Below are 22,447 nucleotides of genomic sequence, written 5' to 3'. Positions count from 1 at the left end.
CCGAAGTACGCATCGATGTTTGCCTCCCGAGAGGCCCGCGCTGTCGTCGCGGCAGGAGACGCGCACGGCAGGACAATTTGTCCCGGTCTGCCGCCCGCTTCGAGGTACTCCAAAGGAGCTAGAGGCCAGCCGTTGCGGTTCTTCTCGCTCGGCGTTGCGCAATCGAAGGACCCTCGCCGTGGGGTCCAGCTTCCGTTCAGGCAGCCATCGTACACCGACGATCCAATTCTTCCCGAGAGCACGCCACCGTGACAACGAACCCCTGCTCAAAGTCCCCGCATCGCAAATCGCAACGAACCGCAGCGGATCGCGCGCGGCCGTGTGATTACCCCTTTATTCGAATAGGCTCTCGCATACGCCGTTGATAGGAGTGGATCACTGACAACTCTCTAGGTTGCAACGTGAAAACGGCGCTTCCCTGCGGATGTCGGAGCTCTCGATCGGGCGTCGTTCGATCGAGGGATGGGCAGCAGCACACCGCTCAAGAGAGCTGCGACCCAGCGGATGATGAGGTTCTCAGTTGGCGACAGGCTGGCGGGCTTTGCCAAGAAGCCACCGATGTCGAGTACAGGAGCTGGATGTATGTTGAGACCACGGCTGGACAGCGAGACCATGCACAGTCCTCACGTCCTCAATGACGAACCAAATGGACTCTGGAGCGACCAGCACGATCCGCTACAGCCGCATCTTCTTTACATCGGAGGCGAAGATCATCACCTTCGGATTCCCGCTATGTGCGCGTTGCGCGATCACGGCTTCCGCATCACCGCGGTCGGAAGCGGCGACCCCGCGCCCTTTGTACACGCGGGCATCCGCTATCGGGGGTTCAAGTTCGACCGGTTCGTGAACCCGCGCGCCGACCTGGCGTCGATCAAGAGCCTTGCGAAGATCCTGGTCGAGGAACAGCCTGATCTGGCGCAAAGCTTCGACACCAAGCCATCGATCTACCTGCCTCTGGCCGCGCGAAGCGCTCCCGGCGTATTGGCCGTTCGCACGATCAATGGACGTGCTTTCCTCTACTCGTCGCGCTCTCCCCTCGCCCTGACGCTGCGTCCCGTGTATCGCGCGCTCCATAAGCTCGCGGCTCGCACGACCGCGGCCACAGTGTTCGAAATCAGCGATGATCGCGCGTTTTTCGAGCGTCACGGGATCGCGGGAAAGATGCCGGTTCTGATCCGGGGCGCCGGTGTCGATGTCGAGGGTTTCGATCGCGCACTGATATCAGGGCCTTCGCCGGCCCAGCTCCGCGAGGAACTTGGGCTTGGCGACGCCGAAATCGTGATGACCGTGACGCGGATGACGAGGCAGAAGGGTATTCCGGCGCTGCTCGAAGCGGCCGCGCGGGTGCACGAGGTGCGTCCCAATGTGCGCTTCCTGCTCGTCGGGCCGCGCGAGTCCGAAGGTCCGCTCGCCATTTCGCAAGCCGAGATCGATCGGCATGCCCCCTATGTGAAGGCGATCGGATCAAGATCGGATATCCCGGCTTTGCTCAGGCTCGCGGATGTATTCGCGTTTCCGACCGAATACCGCGAGGGCGTGCCGCGCGTTCTCCTCGAGGCGGCACTCGCCGGCGCCCCCATCGTGACCACGACCATGCCGGGCTGCGCTGAGGTCATTCGCGACGGCTGGAATGGTTTTCTGGCACCGCCCGGCGCGCCGCCGGTATTGGCCGCAAAGATCCTCTACCTGCTCGAGAACCGAGAGAAGGGGCGCGCGATGGCCGATCGTGCCGGCAGGCATGTCAGGCAGGAATTCTCACTGGCGACCGTCGTCGCTGATCATGCGGCTCTCTACAGGACGTTGATTGACCGTGCGCGCCATTAACCCACTCAGCAACGAGAGGCTCGGATCGACAACCGAGGATGCGACATGCGGCGTCCTGTAAGGACATTTGCACGTGCTCCATATGTAGCATGGTTTGTGGTGGCATGTTTTATGGCCACCGGTGCGTTACTCCTGCAAGGTCTGGCCTTCGACGCGCCGACGCGCGCGAGCTCCAGGGCAGCGCTGCATTTCGCCTCCAACGGCAACTTCGACCCCGCTGGTAACTACGTTCCCTCCGTCGCCGGCTTCAATCTGGCCGACGTCAGCAGCCCGGCGCAATTGGACTCATTGCCTGACGGCGTCAGGGGCCTCGTGTGGATCGGCCAATGCAACGGCGCAGACGCGAAATTCATGGACGCAGTCAGCCCCTACATCGGCAATGAAAAACTGTTCGGCTTCTATTTGATGGACGACCCGGATCCGACCGGGAAGCATTTTTCGCTCTGCACGGCTGACAATCTCAAGGCCGAGTCGGACTGGATACATGCCAACGTGCCGGGCGCGAAGACATTCATCCTTCTCATGACGATGACGTCGTCGCGAACGCCATCCTTCAAGGACACCTACAACCCCGCCAATTCGCATGTCGATCTGTTCGGGATCGATCCCTATCCGTGCCGGACCGAATTGAACGGCTGCGACTATCATCAGATCGATCGCTATGTCGCTGCAGCCGAAGCCGCTGGAATTCCCCGCGACAACATGGTCCCGGTGTACCAGACCTTTGGCGGCGGCCGCTGGATCGATGACGGCGGCGGCCGATACGTGCTGCCGAGCGCAAGTCAGATGCACCAGATATTCCTGCGCTGGGACGCGCTCATACCGGCCCCCGTCTTCGACTTCGCCTATAGCTGGGGATCGCAGAACGGAGATTCAGCCCTCGCGGGGTCGCAGGAGTTGCAGGCGGTGTTCTTGCGCCGCAATCAAAACTCAATCGCTCTGAACCGGACGAATTGAAGGCTGGCCATGGAGAGGGGTCGACCGCGCGGTAATCGGAAAGCATGTCGATGGCGCGGCACATGCTCGCGCCTCGGTGCGCGAAAGACGGACACGGGCAGATGATCCTGGACACCTTGTTCGCATTTGGGCTGCTGCTGACACCCGCTTCCCAATTGCGGGTCGCGGGCCTGCCGGTCGGGCCGGGCGAACTCTGTCTGATCATCTGGGTGACCCTCATACTCGGCCGCGAAGCGGCGCGCGCCAACCTCGTGCTGACGCCGGCTCTGTCGCGGCTCCTGTTGTTCTGGTCGCTGTTCACCCTTGCGCAGAGCCTCGGAACGCTGACGGCAAAGCTCATCGGCGACGAGCACGACCCCGTGTGGTTCATGCACGATGTCATGGCCTATCCCCTGTTGGCCGCCATCAGCTGCCTAACCGTGATCGGGCCGCACCCCGAGGCCCGGCTGCGTCGCATCACCTGGCTTCTGTGTGGACTCGGCACGCCGGTCATTCTCGCACAACTGGCCGACGCCTGGGGCTTCTACAATCTTCCTTCGGTCGATCCGATGTGGTGGGATCAATTCCGAGGCTGGTCGTCAAATCCGCATCAACTTGCAGTCCTCTGCATGGTGCTTGGATTTCTATCGATTCATCTCGCCGAAACGTCCACCACGCGTGGTTCGAGGATCGGCGCTCTCGCCTGCGCCATTATCCCCGTCTACACGGGCCGGATCACCGGGAGCGATTCGTTTACGCTCATTTTCGTGCTGGCCGGCCCCCTGCTCCTGGCGTTCAAGTGCCGAACCTGGCTGTTCTCGCGGGCGCGGCAGATCAGCTTTCGTTCGGCGTTCGCCTGGGTGGTTGTGCTGGCGTTGCCCGGGATCGTGATTTCGATGGCGCCGCTGGCCTATTCGATTGCGGTCGAAGCCGGCGACCTCGCCAAGTCGATGGCACGCGACAACCCCGAGCAAACCAAGGAGAAGACGGAACTAAGATTTGCGCTCTGGAGCCAAGCCATCAAGCGCGGGATCCAATCCGGCATGCTCGGCCTTGGCCCTGGTCCGCATCTCGAAATTCCGACATCAATCGTCTCGGCAAGGAAGCTGGATACGGTCCATCCCGAGTTTGTCGAACACCCCAAGCCCTCGTTCGTGCCGAACTTCGAGGCGCACAACACGATGCTCGACCTGTTTACCCAGGGCGGGCTCCTGGTCGTGTTGAGCTTCGTCTGGCTCCTGGTAACCGCTTTCAGGTGCGCCTATGCGACCGGTGAAGCAGGCTTGCCGACATTGCTGTGCGGCCTCTGCATCTACGCCATCGCCACCTTCCTGCTTCGACATCCCATCTTCTGGTTTGTGATCGCCGTTTGCCTGGTGGCAAAGCCGATGCCGGCGAGCCAGCAGCGACCGATCGCCAGAGGCAACGCATTGCGCGGCCATGCTCGCCTCGCGAACGCTTGGGGCCGCTCTCTTCCACGCCCGCGACCCGCATACGGCGCGAGCCAACTGGGCTCGAGACCGAGCTGATCGCGAGGATGGACCGATGGCAGGGAGGTACGGATGCAATTGATGGACAAGACGGGTCTCATCGCCGACAGCATACCATTAAGGCCTGACTACGAAGGCCCGCGGCAGGACGACCAGGCCACGACCGCATCCGAACCCGGCTTCCAGCAGGTGATCGGGACCCTGCGCCGGCGGCGCAAGTTCATCCTCACCATCGCAGGCGTGGGAGCGATGCTGGCCGGCATCGCCGGCGTGCTCATCACGCCCAAATACACGGCGACCGCGCAGGTCGTCCAGGTTCAGGGCGGCTCGCCCCTCAGTCCCGAGGCGCTGCAGCAGGCCGTCGACACTCAGGTGACCATGCTGACGTCCCCCTATCACCTGCGCCACGTTCTCGACAGCTTTCGGAGCGATCCAAAGTTTCACGGGTTGGCATCCAGCGTCGAAGTGGACCCGGCTGTCGCGCCAAAACCCGCTCAGGCCGAGAGCGGCGAGGCTGGTCCATTCGGCCTGAAGGAGCTCAAGCGACGGCTCGGTATCTGGATTGGACCGCTCTTCCATCACAGGCGAGCCGATGCAGGCCTGCAGTTCGACGATCTCCAGCGTCGCCTTCAGGTTCTCCAGGAACGCCGCTCACGCATCATCAACGTCACCTTCCAGTGGACGACCCCCGAGAGGGCCGCCGACATCGTCAACCGGATCGTCGAACTCTACGTTCAGAGCAACGCCGAGCAGCAACGGGCCTACACCCGCGGCGAACTGGCCCGGCTCGACGAACGAATGGCGACGGTCAAGGCCGACATCGAGCGGACCAGTGCGGCCCTGCACCAGGCCATCCAGCGGCGCACCGATGCGGGCCGCAATGCCGGCGGCGAAGACCAGGCGCCTGGCGCCGACCCGCGCGAACTCGAACGCCGAACCGCCGCCAGCGCACAGCTTTACGCAAGTCTTCTCCAGCGCCAGAAGGAGATCCGCGAACAGGAAGAGCTCGTCAACCCGGACGTCAGCATCCTCTCGCTCGCCTCTCCGCCGTCGCGACCGAGCTCGCCGAATCCGATCCTGTTCGTGCTCCCCGCCCTGATCGTCTCGCTCATCTGCGGGAGCTTCATCGCCCTCATCCAGGAACGGCTCGACAAGACGCTGCGCAGCGAGAAGGAAATCGCCGACGCGTTCGGCCTCTCCTGCGTCGGCCTGGTCCCGCAAATACCCACGAACCACCTCACTGACTCCGGAGATTATATTCGGGTCAAGCCATTCTCGCCGTACGCGGAAGCGCTCCGGTCCGCGGCCGCAACGTTACGTCTGGCCGAGCCCGGCCATGCAAAAACGATCCTGATCACCTCCAGCATCGCCGGCGAAGGCAAGACCACGCTCGCCCGGGGCCTGTCGGCCTATGTCGGTCTGCTTGGGCGCCGTGCGCTCCTGATCGGCATCGACCTTCACAGAGGCATGCGCGTGACCGAATTCGACAACGCCGGCGAGCGCCAAATCGTCGGTCTGCAGCACCGATCGCTGGCGGACTCGATCCGGCACATTCCCCAGGCCGGCTTCGACTACGTCCGGATACCCGGCTATCGACTTGACCCAATCGGCGCCGTCGAACAGATCGCCGAACTCATTCGCCAACTGCGCGACCGCTACGATTGCGTGATCATCGATGGTCCGCCCGTGCTTGCGGCCATTGAGGCCCGCTTGCTCCCCTCGATCGCCGACAAGCTTCTCTTCGTCGTCGAATGGGGAAGCACGAGACGGGAAGTCGCTCAAAATGCGCTGGATCTCCTTCGCGGCGGCGGGCGCTTCGGCAACGACCGCAGTGACTTTGCAGCGGCCATCGCGACACAGGTCGATCTCAAGAAGCATGCGCAATACGGCTATGGCGATGCGAGCGAATTTTCTGTCGGCGCTGCAGAGGCGCCTCGCGCCGGCCTGCGTCAACGCCTCCTCGCGATCGCCTCTTTTCCATTTCGATGGATGCAGGAGATCGGGATTCAAGCGCTGCACCTTGCAAGATCGTTCGCGGGGAAAGGGCACGAATGATGAGACAGGATGCCCTGCACAGAACAGACCCGACCGGTGGCCCGGCCACCGACAGCGCCACCCTGCAGTTGATTCTCACTGTGTTGCACGACTTTGATCGGCACGACATCACCTACGTCTACTGGAAGAGCAGCAATCGAATTCACCGCGGCCTGACCGGCGACGGAGATCTCGATCTGCTCGTCGCAAAACGGGATCAGCATCGCGCTCAGGCCATCCTCCTCGAGCGCGGTCTCAAGCTCTTTCCCGACGTCGCCTATCGTGACCATCCGTCGGTCATGAGCTATCTCGGCCATGATGAACCGAGCGGCCGGATCGTGCATGTTCATCTGCACGTTCGACTGGTCGCCGGCGCCAGCCTGCTCAAGAACTACCACCTGCCGTGGGAAGAGGCCCTGGCGAAGCGCGCGATTGCTCATCCGGAGCTGCCGATCCGCATCCTGGAGCCCGTGGACGAGGCATTGCTGCTGATCGTACGCGGCTGCCTCGAACTGCGGCGATCGGATCCTGTCGTGCTCCGCAACTGGCAGGCAATGACGCGCAAATTTGAACTTGACCGCGCGGACCTCGCAGGCCGGATTCCTCGCGCGGCGCTCAGAAGGCGCGCGGCTGAGCTTCTGGGCGGCGATCTGGCCGACATGGTCGCCGATGCCCTTTATTGCCAGCCGGCGCTGGAACATCAGCGTCATCTGCGGCGGCGTATCCGAAAGCACTTCGCGCCGCACCGGACCTACAACGATCTCGAGGCAGGCCTGCGAAGCGCGACGCGCGCCACACACCTCGTCGCCGGGTACCTGAACAAGCGCTTTCTCTGGGCGCCGCGGCCTTGGAGCCGACGCGCTCCGGGTGGTGGGCACGTCGTGGCCGTCATCGGCGTCGACGGCAGTGGGAAATCGACCATTGTCGCGACACTTCGGCAGTGGCTCGGCGAGGAAATGGACGTCGTTCCGATCTATTTCGGTACCGGAGCAGGCCGCCCTTCCCTCATACTGTGGCCGCTCAAGCTGATGGTCCCCCTGATCACGCCGTTGTTCAAGACCAAGCCGAAAGGCTCATCGCATGGCAAGATCTCGGATCGACCACCGAGCCGCGTGTACAGCGCTCTCATGGCGATCTGGGCGACGGCCACGGCCATCGAAAAGCGGTCCAAGCTGTCGGCCGCGCATCGCGGGGCCCGTCGGGGACTTGTCGTGGTCACGGATCGATATCCCCAGAACGAGATCGCCGGCTTCAACGAAGGTCCGCTGATGCCGCGTCTGGTCGGGATTCCGTCCTGGCTACGCCGATTTGAAGCCAAAGCCTATTCGCTTGCCGAGCGCCTTCCACCGGATATCGTGATCAAGCTGGTGGTTCCGCCGGAGGTTTGCGCCAGACGCGAACCCGACATGGATCCTGCGGTGATCACGCAGCGTATCGCGGCTATCCCGCGACTGGCGTTTTCCGGCGCGCGCGTCATCTCGATCGACGCCCAACAGCCTTTAGCCGATGTCATTCGCGCGGTGAAGAAGGAGGTATGGCGGATCCTCTAGGGCAAACGACGGAACGGTTCAATTCAATCATTTCATTTGTCTGAGTTCGGATATGATCATCGAGTTTTTCGGTCCTCCAGGTGCCGGCAAGACCACTCTTGCACGTACTCTTGCGGCACGTCTGCGCGAGCGCGACTACACCGTGGACCTCGTGCTCAGCCATCGGCCGGCGGAGCGCGCATCAAGCGAGACCGTCACACCATCGACGGCCCTTCGAACGATATCCTTCACGACGCGGCGCCTGACGCGTCCGCTGGCGGAGCTGGTTTCCATGATGTTCCGACCGCGGGGGATTTCACGCGATCTCGGGACGGCGTTGAATCTGATCAGGATACTTCCGCCATCCAACACGCTCTCTTCGCTCAGACTGCTGCAATACATGTCCAGGCTGTCGCATGCCTGGTTTCGCAGGTCCACCATTGCGCACATCGTCCTGTTCGATCAGGCATTCGTCCAGGCGATCTGCTCTCTGGCACTGCTTTGCGGCATTGCCGACGAAGCCCTGATCTCGTATGCGCTCGATTTTGTCCCCGAACCGGACATCCTGGTCCGCCTCGACGCACCCACCAAGCTGCTCGAGGAGCGGCTCCGCGACCGACATCGTCTCGGGGGACCGTTCGAACAGATGCTCGAGCTGGACGTGGAAACCAGCCTCAATTCACGCAGCATCATCGACGTCCTGCACGAGGTGCTGCGCAAGAAAGGCAGGAACGTCGTGAGCATCTCGTCGCTCGATCGATCATCTCTCGCCGCTGCCGTCGAGCAGCTGGAACGGCAGATTGTGGTCATCGCCGAGCAACAGAAGCGCGCCACTGTCAAACCAGCGATTCTCGAAGCCAACATCTCGGACCACTCCCTGTTGAAGCACTTTCCTTAAGTCGTTTTTAGACCTGAATTTCAGAGCGTTCAGTAAGCCAGTACTGCAAGGACAGAAAATGGAAATGCATGATCGGAGCGCTGGCCACGCGCGGATCAGACGAGTGGTAATCGGAGGAGCTGCAGCATTCTCAGTCTATGTTGCCAGCGCCGGCGTAACCGCCAGCGCGCAACTCCTGATCGCCAGGATCGTCGGCGCCCACACTTACGGCGTCTACGCCTATGTCATCGCGTGGATAACCATCCTCGCATATTTTTGCGCGCTCGGTTTCGATATCGCACTTTTGCGCTTCGTGTCCGCGTATCAGACCATGGGGGCGAGCGGCCTTGCGCGAGGCGTCATCCAATACGCGGAGCGGCGTTCACTCGGCATAAGCCTTCTGGTCGCGCTCATCGGGGCATGCATTATCGAGATCTGGCCCAGGCCGTTCTCGACGGAGTTGACGAACACCTTTCTGGTCGGCTTCGTTCTCATTCCCCTTCTGGCGCTGTTATGGATACGCTGCTCGATCGTCCGCGCTTTCGGCGGCGTTGTTCCGGCACTGATACCCGACCGCGTGATGCGGGACGGATTGCTTGTGATCATTGTCGTCGTGGCCGGTCTTTTCCTCGGATCACGCATCCAGGCACCGGGGATCATGATGGCAAGCGTCGCCGGCGCCGTCGTCGGGCTCGTGCTCGCCAGCCAAGCCGTTCGGAGATTGTGTCCGGACGCAATCAGGGCGGCGGAGCCTCAATACGCCCCCGCAACCTGGCGGCAGACTGCCATCCCGTTCATGATCATCGCCGGGGCCGAAGCCCTCCTCAACCGCGCCGGCGTGGTGCTGCTCGGATGGTTCGGAGAAACCAGGGAGGCCGGAATATACAGCCTGGTCTTCAATATCGCATTCCTGGTGGCATTGCCCCGCACTGCGATCAACACGCTGTTCGCACCGACCATTTCGAGCCTCTTCACAAAGAACGATCGCGCGACCTTGCAGGCACTCGTGACCAAGGCCGCTTTATGGACCCTCTGTACCTCGGTGGCCATCGCGCTCGGGCTGGCGATCGTGGCCGAGCCACTTCTGGCCTGGTTCGGCAGGGATTTTGTGGCCGGCGCATCCGCCCTGCGCATCCTGCTCCTGGGTCAGGTGGTCGCAGCCGCCTTCGGATCCCTACTGCTCCTCATGACGATGACCGAGCACGAATGGGGGGCTGCCGTCCTGCTGACCCTAAGTGCCGCCTTCAACATCCTCGCCAGCATCGCATTCATCTATTGGCTTGGATTGACCGGCGCTGCGATCGCGAGCTCAGCCGCGCTGATCATCTGGCACATCGCCATGGCCTTCTTCACCTTCCGGCATCTGCGGCTGCTGCCCGGGTTCCTTGGGCTATTCGCGTCGAACCGCAAGGAAGAGGCTCCGGCCAAGGAAGAGGCTCCGGCGCGGCCGGATGTTCGCGTCAAGCCGGATGTTCGCGTCAAAGCGTCGGTCTGAGATCTCATGCCTGCCGGCGCTCGGCGCCGGCGCGCATACCGCCCGTTTCAGGGGCGCAGGTAGCTCCAGCCCTGCTCCTGCAGTTCCATCAACCGGACCACGCCGGATTTGGTGACCTTCGCCTGCGAAATGAGAGGGATATCCTTCGCTTCAGTCTTCGCCATATTTTCTTTGGTGTTTCCGCATGCCGAGAACGCGACTTCGGGCATGGTCTCGCTCATGGACTTGATGCGTGCCTTCACCGGCGAGGTATCGTCTCGCAGCATGTGCAACCCTGGTCCGAACGCCACCAGTTCGACCTCGACCTTCTGGCCGATTTCGGAATAGTGCTGAACCGTGTTGCTGACGTTGTTCAACGCGAGGTTCATGATCGCCGGATCATTGACGTCGACCTGAACGACAAGCCGATGCGACTGCACGCGCTTGTGACTGGCCATCATCTTGGCGTTGGCGTTGAGCCTTGGATTTACCGACGGAGATGAGGCTTGGCCTGCCTGGATCGCGTTCACCAGAAACGCGCCAGTGAAGGTCAGACTGGCGAAAACGATGACTGATCTGTTCATGCTGTCTTCCCCTGGTTTGTGCGGAACACGCGCAGCCTCGGCTGGTCCGTCCCAATCTGTTGCGCGAGGCTGCGCCGGTCAAGGAAAGCGCAGCGGCAGCGCAGACGATCTACTTTATTCCCGAAGCGACGCCCCGCTACCTCCTTGTGGCTACCTACCCTGCGACCTCGACAGGGCACCGACCAAGGCGATGTCATTGGTGTCGCTGTACGGCAAGGTGCCCAAAGCCAGTCTGAGCTGTTACGATGAGGTTACAGGCAATTGCGCACGAAACGACTGTCTCGCTGAGCGGGGGTCCCGGTTCTGTCCGGCAGGGCCGATCGCTCGGCGGCGCTCTTGCGCGAACAGCTGCGGCGACGACTTTCGTCCTGGCACTGCTTGTCGGGTTAGCACATGCCGGTTCGCGCGACGATGTCGAGTTCGGCGTCCCGGCAGTTGAAGCCGAACGGATCAGGCAGCAGCAGGCGCTCGAACAGGAGCGTGATCGGGCCGACAGACTCGCACGTGAGCTGACGAGTGTCCGGGCAGAGCTTAGCGCCGCCCAGCGCGACCGCGAGCACGCCCTTGGTGCCATTGAGCTGGGGATCCGACAAACCCACGCTCTCGAGCTCGAACGGGACAAGGTCAGTAATCTCACGCGAGACCTCTCATTCCTCAGGGCAGAGCTCGAAGCGGCCCGGATCGCAGCTTCAAGGGCGATGCAGATCCCCTCCCTGGATCCCAAGCAAGAGCCGGTCATCGAACCGCGAGCCGGGAAAGAGAGCACTGCGGCCGAACTTGCATCGCTCCGATCGGATCTCGACGTCGCGCGAAGCGCCGCGACGGAGGCCTCAACGGCCCTCGCCTCGGAGGTTGCACGGACGCAAGCGCTCGAAGTCGAGCTGAAGCAGCAACACGACGGATCCGAGGCTGCCGTCACCGAACTGACTTCGCTCAGGGCCGCGCTCGAAACCGCACGGACCGCAGCTACCGACTCTTCCAAAGTCGCCGCCGCCGAGGCCACGCAGAAACAGGCCCTGGAGCAGGAGTTGAAGCTGCAACGCGACAGGGCTAATGCCGCCGCAAGCGAACTGGTCACCCTGCGGGCGGCGGCCAATACAGCTCGCGCCGAGACCTCTGACGTTGCGAAGGCGGCCGCGGCAAAGTCGGAGCGGGCTCTCGCCGCGGAAAACGAACTCGCGCAACAGCGAGATCGCGCAGACGCCGCCTCAAAGCAGCTCGGCTCCATCCAGGCCGAGTTGGATGCCGCGCGTGCCGCGTCCGTCAAGGCCAGTGCAGCCGAAACCGAGCAGAGGCAGGTGCTGGAACGCGAACTCGGGCAGCAGCGAGACAGGGCAGACACGCTAGCACGCGAAACGAAGTCGCTGACGAGCGAGCGCGACGACGCGCGTTTCGCCGCTCGGGAGGCCGCACTGGCCGCCGATGCTGCACTAGCCGCGAACAAGAAGGAGCTGCTCAAAGAGCGGGCCAAGAGTGAGGGTCTCCTCCGCGAACTGGCCTCTGCGCGGAAGGAGGTCGAGGAACGATCGGCTGGCCTGGTCGTCGCCTATGCCGAGATCCTCAGAGTCACTGAGCTCAGCGCGACGACGGCGAAGCAGAACGATGCGCTCGCTGCTGAACACGAGCGCGCCGACGCTCTCGCGCGCGAGCTTGCGTCGACCAAGATCAGGCTTGAGCAGGCGATTGGAAAACGGACTTCAACAAATGCGTCCGCAAGCCCGCCGCCGGCACAGACCGAAAAGGGGCGTGTAGCCGATTCCGCTCCCAACACCGAGGCAAGGGGCCGCTCGCTCGAGCAGGATTCACCCCGGACTGTCGCCTCCAACCCGCAACGCTCTCCTGAATCGGCCCGATCGACACCGCAGGCTCAGGCGGCGGATCGTATTCCCGCGGCGGATCCCAAGGTTGCCGCAGCGTCGGAGCGCTCCGTTCCGCTTCCGACGCCGGCGCCGTCCCGCACCCCTGCGGACGAACAGAAGCTGCTTGCACGGGCGAATGCGTTGCTGCGGCAGGCCGATATCAGCAGCGCCCGCCAGTTGCTCGAGCTGGCCCTTGCGCGCGGCAGCGCGCGGGCCGCCTTCATGCTCGCAGAGACCTATGATCCGCCGGTTCTGGAATCGTGGCGTGCACGCGGAGTGACCGGCGACCCGGCGAAGGCGCGCGACCTGTATCAAAAGGCCAAGGCTGGCGGCATTGATGATGCGGAGGAGCGGATCAAGGCGCTGAAGTAGCGTCGGATCAATCTCGAATGGCTAGATGACGGAGACAGACCTATGGGCATGATCAGGCTCGCGTCCACGATTGCAGCGGCGCTGCTCGGCTTGCAGATGACGGCGAACGCCCAGTCTGCGAAACAGCCACCCGCTCCGCCGGCAGCGGCAAAGAACGCCGACGTCATCGCAAAGGAGCGCATCAATGCCTGGACGGTCGGGCTCGCAGGCGGCCTCATTGAAGGTGCTCCGCTTCGGCTTGCGGCGGAGATCGCTCGAGTCGTCAACGAGGAAGACAAGCTCCACGTCATCCCGATCGTGACGACCGGCGCGACGGAGAACGTCAATTCGCTACTCTACCTGCGAGGAGTGGACGCGGCGATCATCAATACGGACGCCCTCGACGAGTACAAGGCCCAGGTACCGTCGATCGACCGGCGCATCGTTTACATTCTCAATCTCTTCCCGGCCGAACTGCACGTCTTTGTGCGTCCCGAGATCAAGTCGCTCGATGATCTCAAGGGGAAGAAGGTCAATTTCAACACGCAAGGCACAGCGGCTGCCTATTCCGGTCCACTGATTTTCAGCCGGCTGGGGCTAAACGTCGAGAAGATGTTCATCCCCCATCAGGTCGCACTCCAGCAAATGAAGAGCGGAGAAATCGCGGCGGTCGTGTTCATCACGTCGAAGCCGATCGATGCCTTCCTGAAGGGGCGTTGGGAGCCCGGGTACAAATTCCTGCCTGTGGAGTACGATTCGCGGTTCGAGGACTACTACCTACCGTCTGCGATCAGCTCGGCGGACTATCCGAGCCTCGTGCCGCAGGGCGAACGCATCTCGACCATCGCGGTTCCGACCATTCTGGCGGGCTACAACTGGCCGAAACAATCCGATCGCTACGCGCGCATGGCCCGCTTCGTGGAGCAGTTGTTCGGCCGGCTCGACCGGCTGCAGTCACCCGGCTTCGATCCGAAATGGAAGGACGTGAGCCTCCGTGCGGGCGTTCCCAGCCTCGCCCGCTTCGGCCCCGCGCAGGAATGGCTCGATCGCTCGCCGGGCGCAACGGTTGGACTGTCGCGATGAGGCCCTTAAGTGCCGTAGCCTTGATGACACTCGCAAGTCTGAGCCCGCCGACCCTCGCACAGGCGGGCGATGCGACCGACCGGTTGAAGGAATGTGCCCGATACCAAGGAATGGAACGGCTGAAATGCGTCGACGATCTGCTGGGAGAGGCAGAGCCGACCACTTCGGCACTACCGCGAGCGCGGGACTGGGTCATCAGCGAGACGACCTCCCCGGTGGACTACAAGCCGCAGATCTCGGCGCAGACGATGGGACGTCGGGCCGCGAAGGATGCGCCCTCCTCGATCGCGATCCGCTGTCGCGGCGGTCGGACCGAGCTGACAATACCCACCTCGCCATCCTGGAAGCAGCCTCCAGAGACCGAGGTGAAAGTCGTGCACCAGATCAACGACGAGCCAATCGTCGAAGAACGCTGGCGCGCGACGGAGGGAGGAAGAAGTCTGACTTATCAGGGGGACGCCGTTCGCCTGTTCCGAGCGATGCCGGAGGGCGGCCGGCTTCTGATCAGGGTCTACGCGGGAAAGCCGCTCCCATACGAAAACACGTTTGACCTCGTCGGCCTGGATTCGGTCCGACGCAAGCTCGCGACCGCCTGCAATTGGCCGGCATCGTGAGCAGGCGCTCCATCTGATCAGAGATCGGCCGCCTCTCCCAAGCTCCAGCCTCCTGCGCGCTAGTTCTCCCGCATGCCGCGACGTATCGCGTCCGTCATCGGTTGCGTGAGATAGGCCAGCACGGTGCGCTCCCCGGTTGCGATGAGCACGTCGGCCATCATGCCGGGCTTGAGCTTTTCCCGGATCGCCTCGGGGAATTTAGCCACCTCTACCGAGACCTTGACCTCGTAATACGGTTGATGCGTCGCTTCATCGCGAACGGCATCGGCTGCGATCGAGAGGACCTCTCCCACGGCAATCGGGGTGGAGCGAGCCTTGAACGAAGGAAGCCGGATCTCCGTGGGTAGACCGACCTGCACATGGTTGATGTCGAGGGACGACACCCTCGCCGAAACCACGAGCACGTCGTTGTCGGGAACGACCTCCATCAGAACGTCGCCCGCCTTGACGACCGCTCCCACCGTGTGCACTTTCAAATTCACGATGCGTCCGGCGCGCGGCGCACGCACCTCCATTCGAGCCAGAACATCATCGGCGACCCGCAGCTTCTCGCGCGCATCGGCAAGTTGCGCCCTCGTCTCGGTCAGCTTGCCGGTCGCCTCCTCCAGGACCTTCTGTCCGACCTGCTCGATCTGCAACCGCGACTCGTCGATCACGCGTCCATAGCGGGCGATATCGGCCTCGTAAGCGCCGATCTTGCCGTCGAGCTCGGACTTGCTGCGCTCGAGCGTTGCGACGCGTGCGAAAGCAACGATCCCCTGATCGGCGAGCGGCTTGAGCTTGGCATATTCCTGGCTCACACTATCGTACTGCGCCCGCGTCGCCTTGCTTTGCGCATCGTTTCCCTGAATCTGCCGCTGCGCCTGCGCGATGCGCTCTTCAAGAATCGATATCTCGATTTTCCGCGCGGCACGGCGTTCGTCAAAGCGCCGCTTCTGGTCGCCCATCGCGCGTTGCGCAGCTGGGTCGGAAGCATTCTGGGTGAGGTCGGCAGGAAACGCGATCTTGTCCCTTCCCGCGGCTTCAGCCTGCAGGCGTGCCTCCTCACCGATCGCCGAATAAACGGCCGAGCGCGCGATCTCCTGTTTCGCCCGTTCCTGGGTTGAATCGAGCCGCAACAAGACCTGCCCTTCCGCGACGTGAGCGTCGCCGGTCACCATCAGGCTCTGCACGATACCGCCCTCGAGGTGCTGCACCGCCTTCTTGTCGCTCTCGACGACCACCGACCCCGTGGCCACCACCGCACCATCGATCGAGGCCAGCGCGGCCCAACCGCCGAATACGGCGAACGTGAAGAACACCACGGCGAAGCCTCGTCGCGCCGGGGCATGCCAGTCGCCGCCAGGCGTGCCGCCTTGATCTCGCCGCGCGTACCAATTCGAAAAGGTCGAGCGCGCTGCCCTCGCAAGGGGAACAAGCCGCCTTGCCTGCGACCGCAAGCTGGCGATGCCGCTGCGCACGGCATCGCCCCTTTGGGGCTTGTCACTTCCGTTCAAGCGCTTCAGGAGCTCCGTGAATTCAATATGAAGACTTCTCTCTTTCAGCGACAGCATGTTGTCGTCCATCATTGCCTCGTCGCGTGCGCGGGCCGCGCCGAATTCGAGAGGTAAACGTTGCGGGGGGCGCCGTCGGCGCGATGATGAATTTCGGCCTGGTGGCGGCGATCGGCCGGCACTCGCGGTTCGCGATGCATCGGCGTGACGGCCTGCCCCAGCAGCGCAGGAAGAAGTTCGTCGCGTGTGCCGAACCGGCCAAGGCGACCCTCGTTCATGAAGACGATTTTGTCGACGAGGGCAAGCAGATTGGGGCGATGGTTGATGATCACGACGGTCACCCCCTGCTTCCGGAGCTCCTGGAGGGCATCGGCCAGCGCGCGGTCGCCGTCTCCGTCCAGATTGGCATTCGGCTCGTCGAGCACGACCAGCACCGGCTTGCCGAACAGCGCACGCGCCAATCCGATACGCTGTCGCTGGCCGCCCGAAAGACCCGCGCCATTGTCGCCAATGACGGTGTCATAACCCTTCGGAAGCCGCTGGATCATGGCGTGCGCGGACGCCAGTTGAGCAGCCTCGACAACCGCTTCGTCTGTCGCATCATCGCGGAACCGGGCGATATTGTCGCGAACGGTGCCGGCAAACAATTCGACGTCTTGCGGAAGATACCCGAGGCGCTGCCCGAGGAAATTGGCATCGAAATGCCTCGTGTCGCTGCCATCGATGCGCACGCAACCGCGAACGATGGGCCAGGCACCGACCAACGCTCGCGCCAGCGTCGATTTGCCGGAGCCGGACTGACCAACGACGGCAACAATTTCGCCTGGAGCCAGGCGGAACGACACATCTGCCACCGCAGGCATTTGCGATCCGGGTACGAGGACCGTCACGGCTTCGACCGAGACTTCACCGGCCAGCGCGGGCAGCCGGGTCGGCGGCCGCTCTGCGGCCCGGGTCCGCAGCGCGGCATCGAGCCGCGCATATGATGTACGCGCGACAACGATGGCCTTCCACTGCGACACGGCCGCTTCCACCGGCGCGAGCGCGCGCCCCATGATGAGCGACGCCGCGAACAGAACGCCTCCCGAGATCTCCTGCTGGATCGCGAGATAGGCTCCCACGCCCATGATCGACACCTGAAGGGCCATCCGCAAGAATTTTGAAATCGCAAGGAGCGTGCCGCCGCGCTCACCCGCACGGGCGCCGTCGAGAAGTGCCTCGCCATGCGTCGAGCTCCAGGCGATGCGCACGGCAGGCCCCATGCCAAGCGCCCGGATGGCCTCGGCGTTGCGGAGCGAGGACGTCAATCGATCCAGCGCATGAAGATTCTTCGACGCGGCCGTAATGAGCGGCGCCTTGGTGGCGCGCTCGTTGAGGAAGGCCAGCAAAAGGATGATGACCGCACCGATCAGGGCAACGAGGCCGATCAGGGGATGGAGCAGGAAGCATATTGCCAGGAAGATCGGCGTCCAGGGCACGTCCATGAGCGACGTAATCACGCCCCCCGACAAGACTTCCCGCAGGGTGTCCACGTCGCGAAGCAGCTGGACATGATGCGAGCTGCCCGTGGCCAGGGAATGCCCGAGCGCGGTCTCGAAGACCTCTCCCGAGAGAAGCTGGTCGAACCTGAGCCCGATCTGCACGAGGATCCGGCTGCGAAAATGTTCGAGCGTCGCGTAGCTGACGAAGAGCGCGAGCGCGATCAGCGAGAGCAGCAGGAGGGTCATTCCGTTCCGGCTGGTCAGCACGCGATCGTAGATCTGCATGGTGTAGAGCGGAGAGACGAACACCAGCAGGTTTATGAATATCGATAGTCCGCCGGCTGCGAGGAGGCCGGGACGTATCTGACGAAATCCCTCCGCGAGCGCGGAGCCCTTTGCCGAAGCGTACATATGCATATCCGGGCGGCCCTTGATCGGGCAGCGGCAAGCGGTTGAAATTTGCATGCGATCGAGCGCTGGCGCTCGCATTCCAACATTCCGCAGTGCGCAGAATGGCACCCCGACTCGCGACCTGTGCGGCCGCCAACGGTCCCCTAGGCTATTCTCATACGCGGGGCATTCGCGCCCCGCGTATGTCTTTATTGAGTTAGGCGATCCTCTGAACTCAGAGGTGCCAGGAGTGATGGTCGGTGTGGTGGCCGATCAGATCGGTCAGATGATGAGGCCCAACATCCGTGGTGGTGTCCGTTGCGACGCTTGGCGTTGCGGTCGCGGTCGGCGTCGTGGTCGTCCCCACAGCTGCCGATGCGGTTACCGTTGAACTGGACGTCAGCTGCGAGAAATCGAGCCCATGATGATGATGGTGATGATCAGTCGTCGTCGTCGTTGTCGAGCCGCTGGACGAACTGCCGCTGGTCGAGCCCGTGGTCGTACCACTGCCGGACGTGGTCCCGCTGCTCGTACCGGTGGTCGTGCCACCCGATGCGGTGGTCGTGCCACCTGTCGACCCGGTCCCGGTCGTCGTGGTTCCGCTCGAACTGCCGGTCGTGGTACCGGTGGTGCTTCCAGTGGTGCCTCCGACCGTCGTGCTCGTGGCGGTATTGTGCTGCAGGAAAACGCTCTGCAACGCGGACGAGCTCTCGAGTGCGGTGTCGCCATTTTGCGAGCCCCACGCATAGGCGTAATCGAAGGCCGGATTCGGCACGACCGCCGCCCAGTGAGCGAGCATCGTCTGTTCCTGCGCAGCCGTCGGCATCACGTAGTGGCCACCGCTGTCATCGGCCCAGTTGCCGCCACCGAAGGTCTGGAACACCGGGACGATATGATCCACCGAGATCCCCGCGGCCTCGGCGGCCGCCACGGCCTTGTCGATCATGGTGTAATCGACCGTGCTCATGTCCGACCGCACCGGGTACGGATCGATGCCGAACAGATCGATGTGGGTGTTGGCCGGATTGTAGGTGTTCGCGAAGGTCGGGTTCTCCGAAGATCCCATGTTCATCATGGTGATGAAGGTCTTCGCGCCGGGAAAGTTGGCGTGGATGTAATCGGACTCTGCCTTGAGGTTGGCCGCCGTCACCAGCGTATTGTACTGGCCCGTCGGATCCGGCTCATCCTTGAGGTAGAAGGCGTAGACCTTCGAGTTACCGATGTACGGCTTCAGCGCATCGATGAAGCTCTGGGTAACGCCGTCCCCTTGATCGAGGTAAACCATGCCCTTCACACCGGCCGGCAGTGCATTCAACTCGTCGACCGACGAAACGTCGGCCAGGTTGAAGCCTGCCGCAGCTGGCGTGTAGGTGCCCTGTGCATTGATGTTGTTGCCTGCGGTATAGTGTAGCGTCAAATCGCTTCCCCTTTGTGGTGAGTGCCCCCAGCACCTCCAAGTCTGAGTGCAACCGGCCTCTCATTGCGGGTGAACGTATGTTTACGTTTGGGGCAGGAATTTCGGTTCGATTGGGCGGAACCAAGGGAATATTGTGCCGAAAACTTGGGCGTCCGATTAGACCGCAATCGGTCCAAACCATCATTTCCGGACGATTTCCCAATATTGCCAATGATCTGGGCGAGATGCTGATACGGGTGCGCCGCTGATCCGCACTTGCCCGATATTCACAACCTAATTGGAGCCGCTCCGATCACGCTCGCAAGCAATCATCGATTCGGCCACGCGAGATATCTACGATCATACCGTTGAGCCAAACGATGCCGGTAAGCGGTAACTGACGCCGCCGATACTATCATTGATTCGCACTACGAGCATCACGGGGCGGGAATCCCTCGCGAATTGCTGCACTCCGGAGGACGCCCGGTTGGACGTCACAACGGCCAGGCGCTGCGCCTAACTCGCGCCGTCGTCAGCGCGGTACGACAGCCGTCGCTTCGATCTCGACGCGCGCAGACGTCTCGACGAGACGCACGACCTGCACGAGCGCCATACTCGGGTAGTGCACACCGATGACGTCGCGATAAGCCTTGCCGAGCGCCTTGAGACTGGACACGTATTCGTCCATGTCCACGACATACCAGGTCAGACGCACGAGATGTTCGGGTCTCGCTCCGCCCTCCGCCAGGATCGCGACGATGTTTTCGAGCGCCTGCCGGACCTGCGCGACAAACCCGTCGGCAAAGCGGCCTGCAACGTCCCAGCCGACGACACCACCCGTCACGACAAGGCGTCCCTCGGCCATGATACCGTTGGAATAGCCCTTCGGCTGCGGCCAGCCGCCGGGCTGAAGCACTTGCAGACCGCTGGTCGCGCCGGCTTCCGGCTTTGTCGTCGTGCTCATGCGGAATCCTCAGCCCCCTCAGCGCGGCTTCAAGAGGTCGCGCGCGACAATCAATTTCTGAACCTCGGTTGCACCCTCATAGATGCGTAGCGCGCGGATTTCGCGATAGAGGCTTTCGACGATCTCGCCCTTGCGCACACCGCGACCGCCGAACATCTGGACGGCCCGGTCGATGACGCGCTGCGCAGTCTCGGTGGCCGTCAGCTTCGCCATTGCAGCTTCGCGCGTCGTCGGCAGCTTCTGGACATCTCGGCGCCAGGCCGCACGGTAGGTCAGGAGCGCGGCTGCGTCGGTGTCGGTCGCCATGTCGCCGAGCGCGGCCTGGGTCAGTTGCAGATCCCCCAGCGTCGCGCCGAACATGTGCCGGCTCCGCGCATGCCACAGCGCTTCGTCGAGCGCGCGCCGCGCAAAGCCGAGCGCTGCGGCTGCGACCGATGCGCGGAAGATATCCAGCGTCTGCATCGCGAGCTTGAATCCGCCGCCCGGCGCGCCAAGGCGACGGCTCGCAGGGATCCGGCAATTGGTAAAGCGCAACGTCGCCAGCGGATGCGGCGCGATGACGTCGATGCGCTCGGCGATGCCGAAGCCGGGATCATCCGGAAAGACGACAATGGCCGAAATGCCGCGGGCGCCCGGCGCCTCGCCGGTTCGCGCAAACAGCGTGTAGACGTCGGCAATACCGCCGTTGGAGATCCAGGTCTTCTCGCCGTCGATGACGTAGTCGTTGCCGTCGGCGCGCGCGGTGCAGGACATCGCTGCGACGTCCGATCCCGCCTCCTTCTCGGACAGTGCGAAGGCCGCAAGCCATTCGCCGGAGCGAACTTTCGGCAGCACGGCCTTGCGCAGCTCTGCAGAACCGCCGAGCGCAATCGCGCCTGAACCGAGCCCCTGCATGGCGAAGGCGAAATCGGCGAGGCCATCGGCATAGGCGAGCGACTCGCGCGACAGGCAGATCGAACGGGAATCGATTGTCGTGGCATCGCCATCGGGAGCCGCGACCGCGCAATCGAGCAGCCCCGCCTCGCCCATCGCCCGCACGAGCCGGCGGCAGGCGCCATCGACGTCGCTGTGATCGATCTTGTCGAGGGCCCCCGACTGCACGAAGCGGTCGAGCGCATCGCCAATCGCATGATGACGCGGCTCGAAAAACGGCCAGTCAAGCCATTCACGCCGGATCACCTTTGCCACGGAGCTCATCTGATCCCTCCTGCGCTGACTGCGCGGCCGTCCGGGCCGCCGCCGATACACACCATGCGCATGATCCCCTGGCTTTCGCCGGGCACGCCATGCGCCGAACCTTCGCTTAATTATTTTAAGCATAAAATATTTCGTTGGCGCGCGCCTTGTCAAGGCGGCTTCTGCAAAGACCTCGACGGCGGCTTTGGCTCCCCGGCATCGATCTTGAGATACAGTGCAAATTGGATACGGAGCTGCACCAATTCCGGGACGCCCGGGCTCAGCCTTGAATTTACTTTTGGCACGAACTATCTTGCCATCGACCATGAGAGTTGCGTCAGCTTTCAACAGGCTACGAAGCCCGGGAGATTCGATTGGCACTCGCGAAAGAGTCCGCGCCTGTATCAGCCAGGAATGGGGTGGATCAGGAGGCCGAGTACAGGGCTCAAACGCGAGTTTGGCTCCGGCTGCTCGCCTGCACGACCCTGATCGAAGGGGAGCTGCGGCGCCGGTTTCGCGATGAGTTCGATTTCACGATGCCCCGCTTCGATGTTCTGGCTCAGCTCGACCGCGAACCGAGCGGGCTTGTGCTGGGAGAGCTGCCCAAGCGCCTGATGGTCTCGGCCGGGAACCTCACACCGATCGTGGACCGTCTGGTCGCGGACGGATACATCACCCGCACGCCGTCGAACCTCGATCGCCGCGTGCAGATTGTCTGCATGACGGTCGAAGGCCGCAAGACCTTCAGGCGAATGGCCAAGAGCCACGGCGCATGGCTTGCCGAGTTGCTGGCGGATTTCCCCGCGGATCGGTACGACGGCTTGATCGGCGAGCTCGACGAGCTCAAGGGCGCTGTCAGGGACGCTCTGCAAAAACCCTGAGCGGACGCAAC

Annotated in this window: 18 protein-coding genes; 11 read left to right on the top strand and 7 right to left on the bottom strand. The window is 62.9% G+C overall.

Annotated features, from left to right (window positions below; genetic code table 11):
* Positions 1–582: 582 nt before the first annotated feature.
* The 7 genes from NLM31_RS17390 to NLM31_RS17360 all read left to right on the top strand — a co-directional run bounded on the left by NLM31_RS17390 (position 583) and on the right by NLM31_RS17360 (position 10,185).
* Positions 583–1,824, top strand: a complete 1,242-nt coding sequence (locus tag NLM31_RS17390; RefSeq protein WP_254193023.1) for a glycosyltransferase — start codon at positions 583–585, stop codon at positions 1,822–1,824.
* A 111-nt stretch (positions 1,825–1,935) separates the two neighbouring features.
* Positions 1,936–2,781 carry a hypothetical protein gene (locus tag NLM31_RS17385; RefSeq protein ID WP_254130529.1) on the top strand — a complete coding sequence of 282 codons (846 nt, stop codon included), beginning with the start codon at positions 1,936–1,938 and terminating at the stop codon, positions 2,779–2,781.
* 50 nt (positions 2,782–2,831) lie between these two features.
* A complete protein-coding gene (locus NLM31_RS17380; RefSeq protein WP_254193022.1) occupies positions 2,832–4,289 on the top strand; it encodes an O-antigen ligase in 1,458 nt (485 codons plus the stop codon).
* Between the two features lie 33 nt (positions 4,290–4,322).
* On the top strand, positions 4,323–6,305 hold the full coding sequence (locus tag NLM31_RS17375) for a Wzz/FepE/Etk N-terminal domain-containing protein (protein ID WP_309143691.1): 1,983 nt from the start codon (positions 4,323–4,325) through the stop codon (positions 6,303–6,305).
* Positions 6,302–7,834, top strand: coding sequence for a hypothetical protein (locus NLM31_RS17370; protein ID WP_254193021.1), 1,533 nt, complete (start codon positions 6,302–6,304; stop codon positions 7,832–7,834). The genes NLM31_RS17375 and NLM31_RS17370 overlap by 4 nt, the downstream gene beginning before the upstream one ends.
* Positions 7,835–7,886: 52 nt before the next feature.
* Positions 7,887–8,711, top strand: a complete 825-nt coding sequence (locus NLM31_RS17365) for an AAA family ATPase (protein WP_254193020.1) — start codon at positions 7,887–7,889, stop codon at positions 8,709–8,711.
* A 58-nt stretch (positions 8,712–8,769) separates the two neighbouring features.
* Positions 8,770–10,185 carry a lipopolysaccharide biosynthesis protein gene (locus NLM31_RS17360; RefSeq protein WP_254193019.1) on the top strand — a complete coding sequence of 472 codons (1,416 nt, stop codon included), beginning with the start codon at positions 8,770–8,772 and terminating at the stop codon, positions 10,183–10,185.
* 47 nt (positions 10,186–10,232) lie between these two features.
* Here NLM31_RS17360 and NLM31_RS17355 read toward each other — a convergent pair whose 3' ends face one another.
* Positions 10,233–10,748, bottom strand: a complete 516-nt coding sequence (locus NLM31_RS17355; RefSeq protein ID WP_254130523.1) for a DsrE family protein — start codon at positions 10,746–10,748, stop codon at positions 10,233–10,235.
* Positions 10,749–11,134: 386 nt separating this feature from the next.
* The gene (locus NLM31_RS17350) at positions 11,135–11,341 is read right to left on the bottom strand and encodes a hypothetical protein (protein WP_254193018.1); all 207 of its coding nucleotides are present in this window, start codon (positions 11,339–11,341) and stop codon (positions 11,135–11,137) included.
* A gap of 105 nt (positions 11,342–11,446) precedes the next feature.
* On the opposite strand from NLM31_RS17350, the gene NLM31_RS17345 reads away from it, so the two are divergent.
* The 3 genes from NLM31_RS17345 to NLM31_RS17335 all read left to right on the top strand — a co-directional run bounded on the left by NLM31_RS17345 (position 11,447) and on the right by NLM31_RS17335 (position 14,655).
* Complete coding sequence (locus tag NLM31_RS17345) at positions 11,447–12,979, top strand: hypothetical protein (RefSeq protein ID WP_254193017.1); 1,533 nt, start codon at positions 11,447–11,449, stop codon at positions 12,977–12,979.
* 48 nt (positions 12,980–13,027) lie between these two features.
* Positions 13,028–14,041 carry a TAXI family TRAP transporter solute-binding subunit gene (locus NLM31_RS17340; protein WP_375167546.1) on the top strand — a complete coding sequence of 338 codons (1,014 nt, stop codon included), beginning with the start codon at positions 13,028–13,030 and terminating at the stop codon, positions 14,039–14,041.
* Between the two features lie 110 nt (positions 14,042–14,151).
* Positions 14,152–14,655: a type VI secretion system-associated protein TagO gene (locus NLM31_RS17335; protein ID WP_254193015.1), complete on the top strand. Its 504-nt coding sequence runs from the start codon at positions 14,152–14,154 to the stop codon at positions 14,653–14,655.
* 59 nt (positions 14,656–14,714) lie between these two features.
* On the opposite strand, the gene NLM31_RS17330 is transcribed toward NLM31_RS17335, so the two are convergent.
* From NLM31_RS17330 to NLM31_RS17310, 5 genes are all read right to left on the bottom strand, one after another.
* Positions 14,715–15,959: an HlyD family type I secretion periplasmic adaptor subunit gene (locus tag NLM31_RS17330; protein WP_254193014.1), complete on the bottom strand. Its 1,245-nt coding sequence runs from the start codon at positions 15,957–15,959 to the stop codon at positions 14,715–14,717.
* Between the two features lie 260 nt (positions 15,960–16,219).
* Positions 16,220–18,040: a type I secretion system permease/ATPase gene (locus NLM31_RS17325; protein ID WP_254193013.1), complete on the bottom strand. Its 1,821-nt coding sequence runs from the start codon at positions 18,038–18,040 to the stop codon at positions 16,220–16,222.
* Positions 18,041–18,254: 214 nt separating this feature from the next.
* A complete protein-coding gene (locus NLM31_RS17320; RefSeq protein ID WP_254193012.1) occupies positions 18,255–19,436 on the bottom strand; it encodes a calcium-binding protein in 1,182 nt (393 codons plus the stop codon).
* Between the two features lie 511 nt (positions 19,437–19,947).
* Complete coding sequence (locus NLM31_RS17315; RefSeq protein WP_254193011.1) at positions 19,948–20,379, bottom strand: RidA family protein; 432 nt, start codon at positions 20,377–20,379, stop codon at positions 19,948–19,950.
* Between the two features lie 18 nt (positions 20,380–20,397).
* Positions 20,398–21,576, bottom strand: coding sequence for an acyl-CoA dehydrogenase family protein (locus tag NLM31_RS17310; protein ID WP_254193010.1), 1,179 nt, complete (start codon positions 21,574–21,576; stop codon positions 20,398–20,400).
* Between the two features lie 353 nt (positions 21,577–21,929).
* On the opposite strand from NLM31_RS17310, the gene NLM31_RS17305 reads away from it, so the two are divergent.
* Positions 21,930–22,436: a MarR family winged helix-turn-helix transcriptional regulator gene (locus NLM31_RS17305; RefSeq protein ID WP_254130514.1), complete on the top strand. Its 507-nt coding sequence runs from the start codon at positions 21,930–21,932 to the stop codon at positions 22,434–22,436.
* The last annotated feature ends 11 nt before the right edge of the window (positions 22,437–22,447 follow it).

Source organism: Bradyrhizobium sp. CCGUVB4N (assembly GCF_024199945.1).
Classification (GTDB): domain Bacteria; phylum Pseudomonadota; class Alphaproteobacteria; order Rhizobiales; family Xanthobacteraceae; genus Bradyrhizobium.
This window is presented reverse-complemented; position numbering and strand designations above follow the sequence as displayed.

Bases quoted from the DNA above. Each gene is read 5' to 3' on its own strand.
- NLM31_RS17390 (WP_254193023.1), top strand. From the start codon at position 583: ATGTTGAGACCACGGCTGGACAGCGAGACCATGCACAGTCCTCACGTC.
- NLM31_RS17385 (WP_254130529.1), top strand. From the start codon at position 1,936: ATGGCCACCGGTGCGTTACTCCTGCAAGGTCTGGCCTTCGACGCGCCG.
- NLM31_RS17380 (WP_254193022.1), top strand. From the start codon at position 2,832: ATGGCGCGGCACATGCTCGCGCCTCGGTGCGCGAAAGACGGACACGGG.
- NLM31_RS17375 (WP_309143691.1), top strand. From the start codon at position 4,323: ATGCAATTGATGGACAAGACGGGTCTCATCGCCGACAGCATACCATTA.
- NLM31_RS17370 (WP_254193021.1), top strand. From the start codon at position 6,302: ATGATGAGACAGGATGCCCTGCACAGAACAGACCCGACCGGTGGCCCG.
- NLM31_RS17365 (WP_254193020.1), top strand. From the start codon at position 7,887: ATGATCATCGAGTTTTTCGGTCCTCCAGGTGCCGGCAAGACCACTCTT.
- NLM31_RS17360 (WP_254193019.1), top strand. From the start codon at position 8,770: ATGGAAATGCATGATCGGAGCGCTGGCCACGCGCGGATCAGACGAGTG.
- NLM31_RS17355 (WP_254130523.1), bottom strand. From the start codon at position 10,748: ATGAACAGATCAGTCATCGTTTTCGCCAGTCTGACCTTCACTGGCGCG.
- NLM31_RS17345 (WP_254193017.1), top strand. From the start codon at position 11,447: ATGCAGATCCCCTCCCTGGATCCCAAGCAAGAGCCGGTCATCGAACCG.
- NLM31_RS17340 (WP_375167546.1), top strand. From the start codon at position 13,028: ATGATCAGGCTCGCGTCCACGATTGCAGCGGCGCTGCTCGGCTTGCAG.
- NLM31_RS17335 (WP_254193015.1), top strand. From the start codon at position 14,152: ATGGAACGGCTGAAATGCGTCGACGATCTGCTGGGAGAGGCAGAGCCG.
- NLM31_RS17325 (WP_254193013.1), bottom strand. From the start codon at position 18,040: ATGTACGCTTCGGCAAAGGGCTCCGCGCTCGCGGAGGGATTTCGTCAG.
- NLM31_RS17315 (WP_254193011.1), bottom strand. From the start codon at position 20,379: ATGAGCACGACGACAAAGCCGGAAGCCGGCGCGACCAGCGGTCTGCAA.
- NLM31_RS17310 (WP_254193010.1), bottom strand. From the start codon at position 21,576: ATGAGCTCCGTGGCAAAGGTGATCCGGCGTGAATGGCTTGACTGGCCG.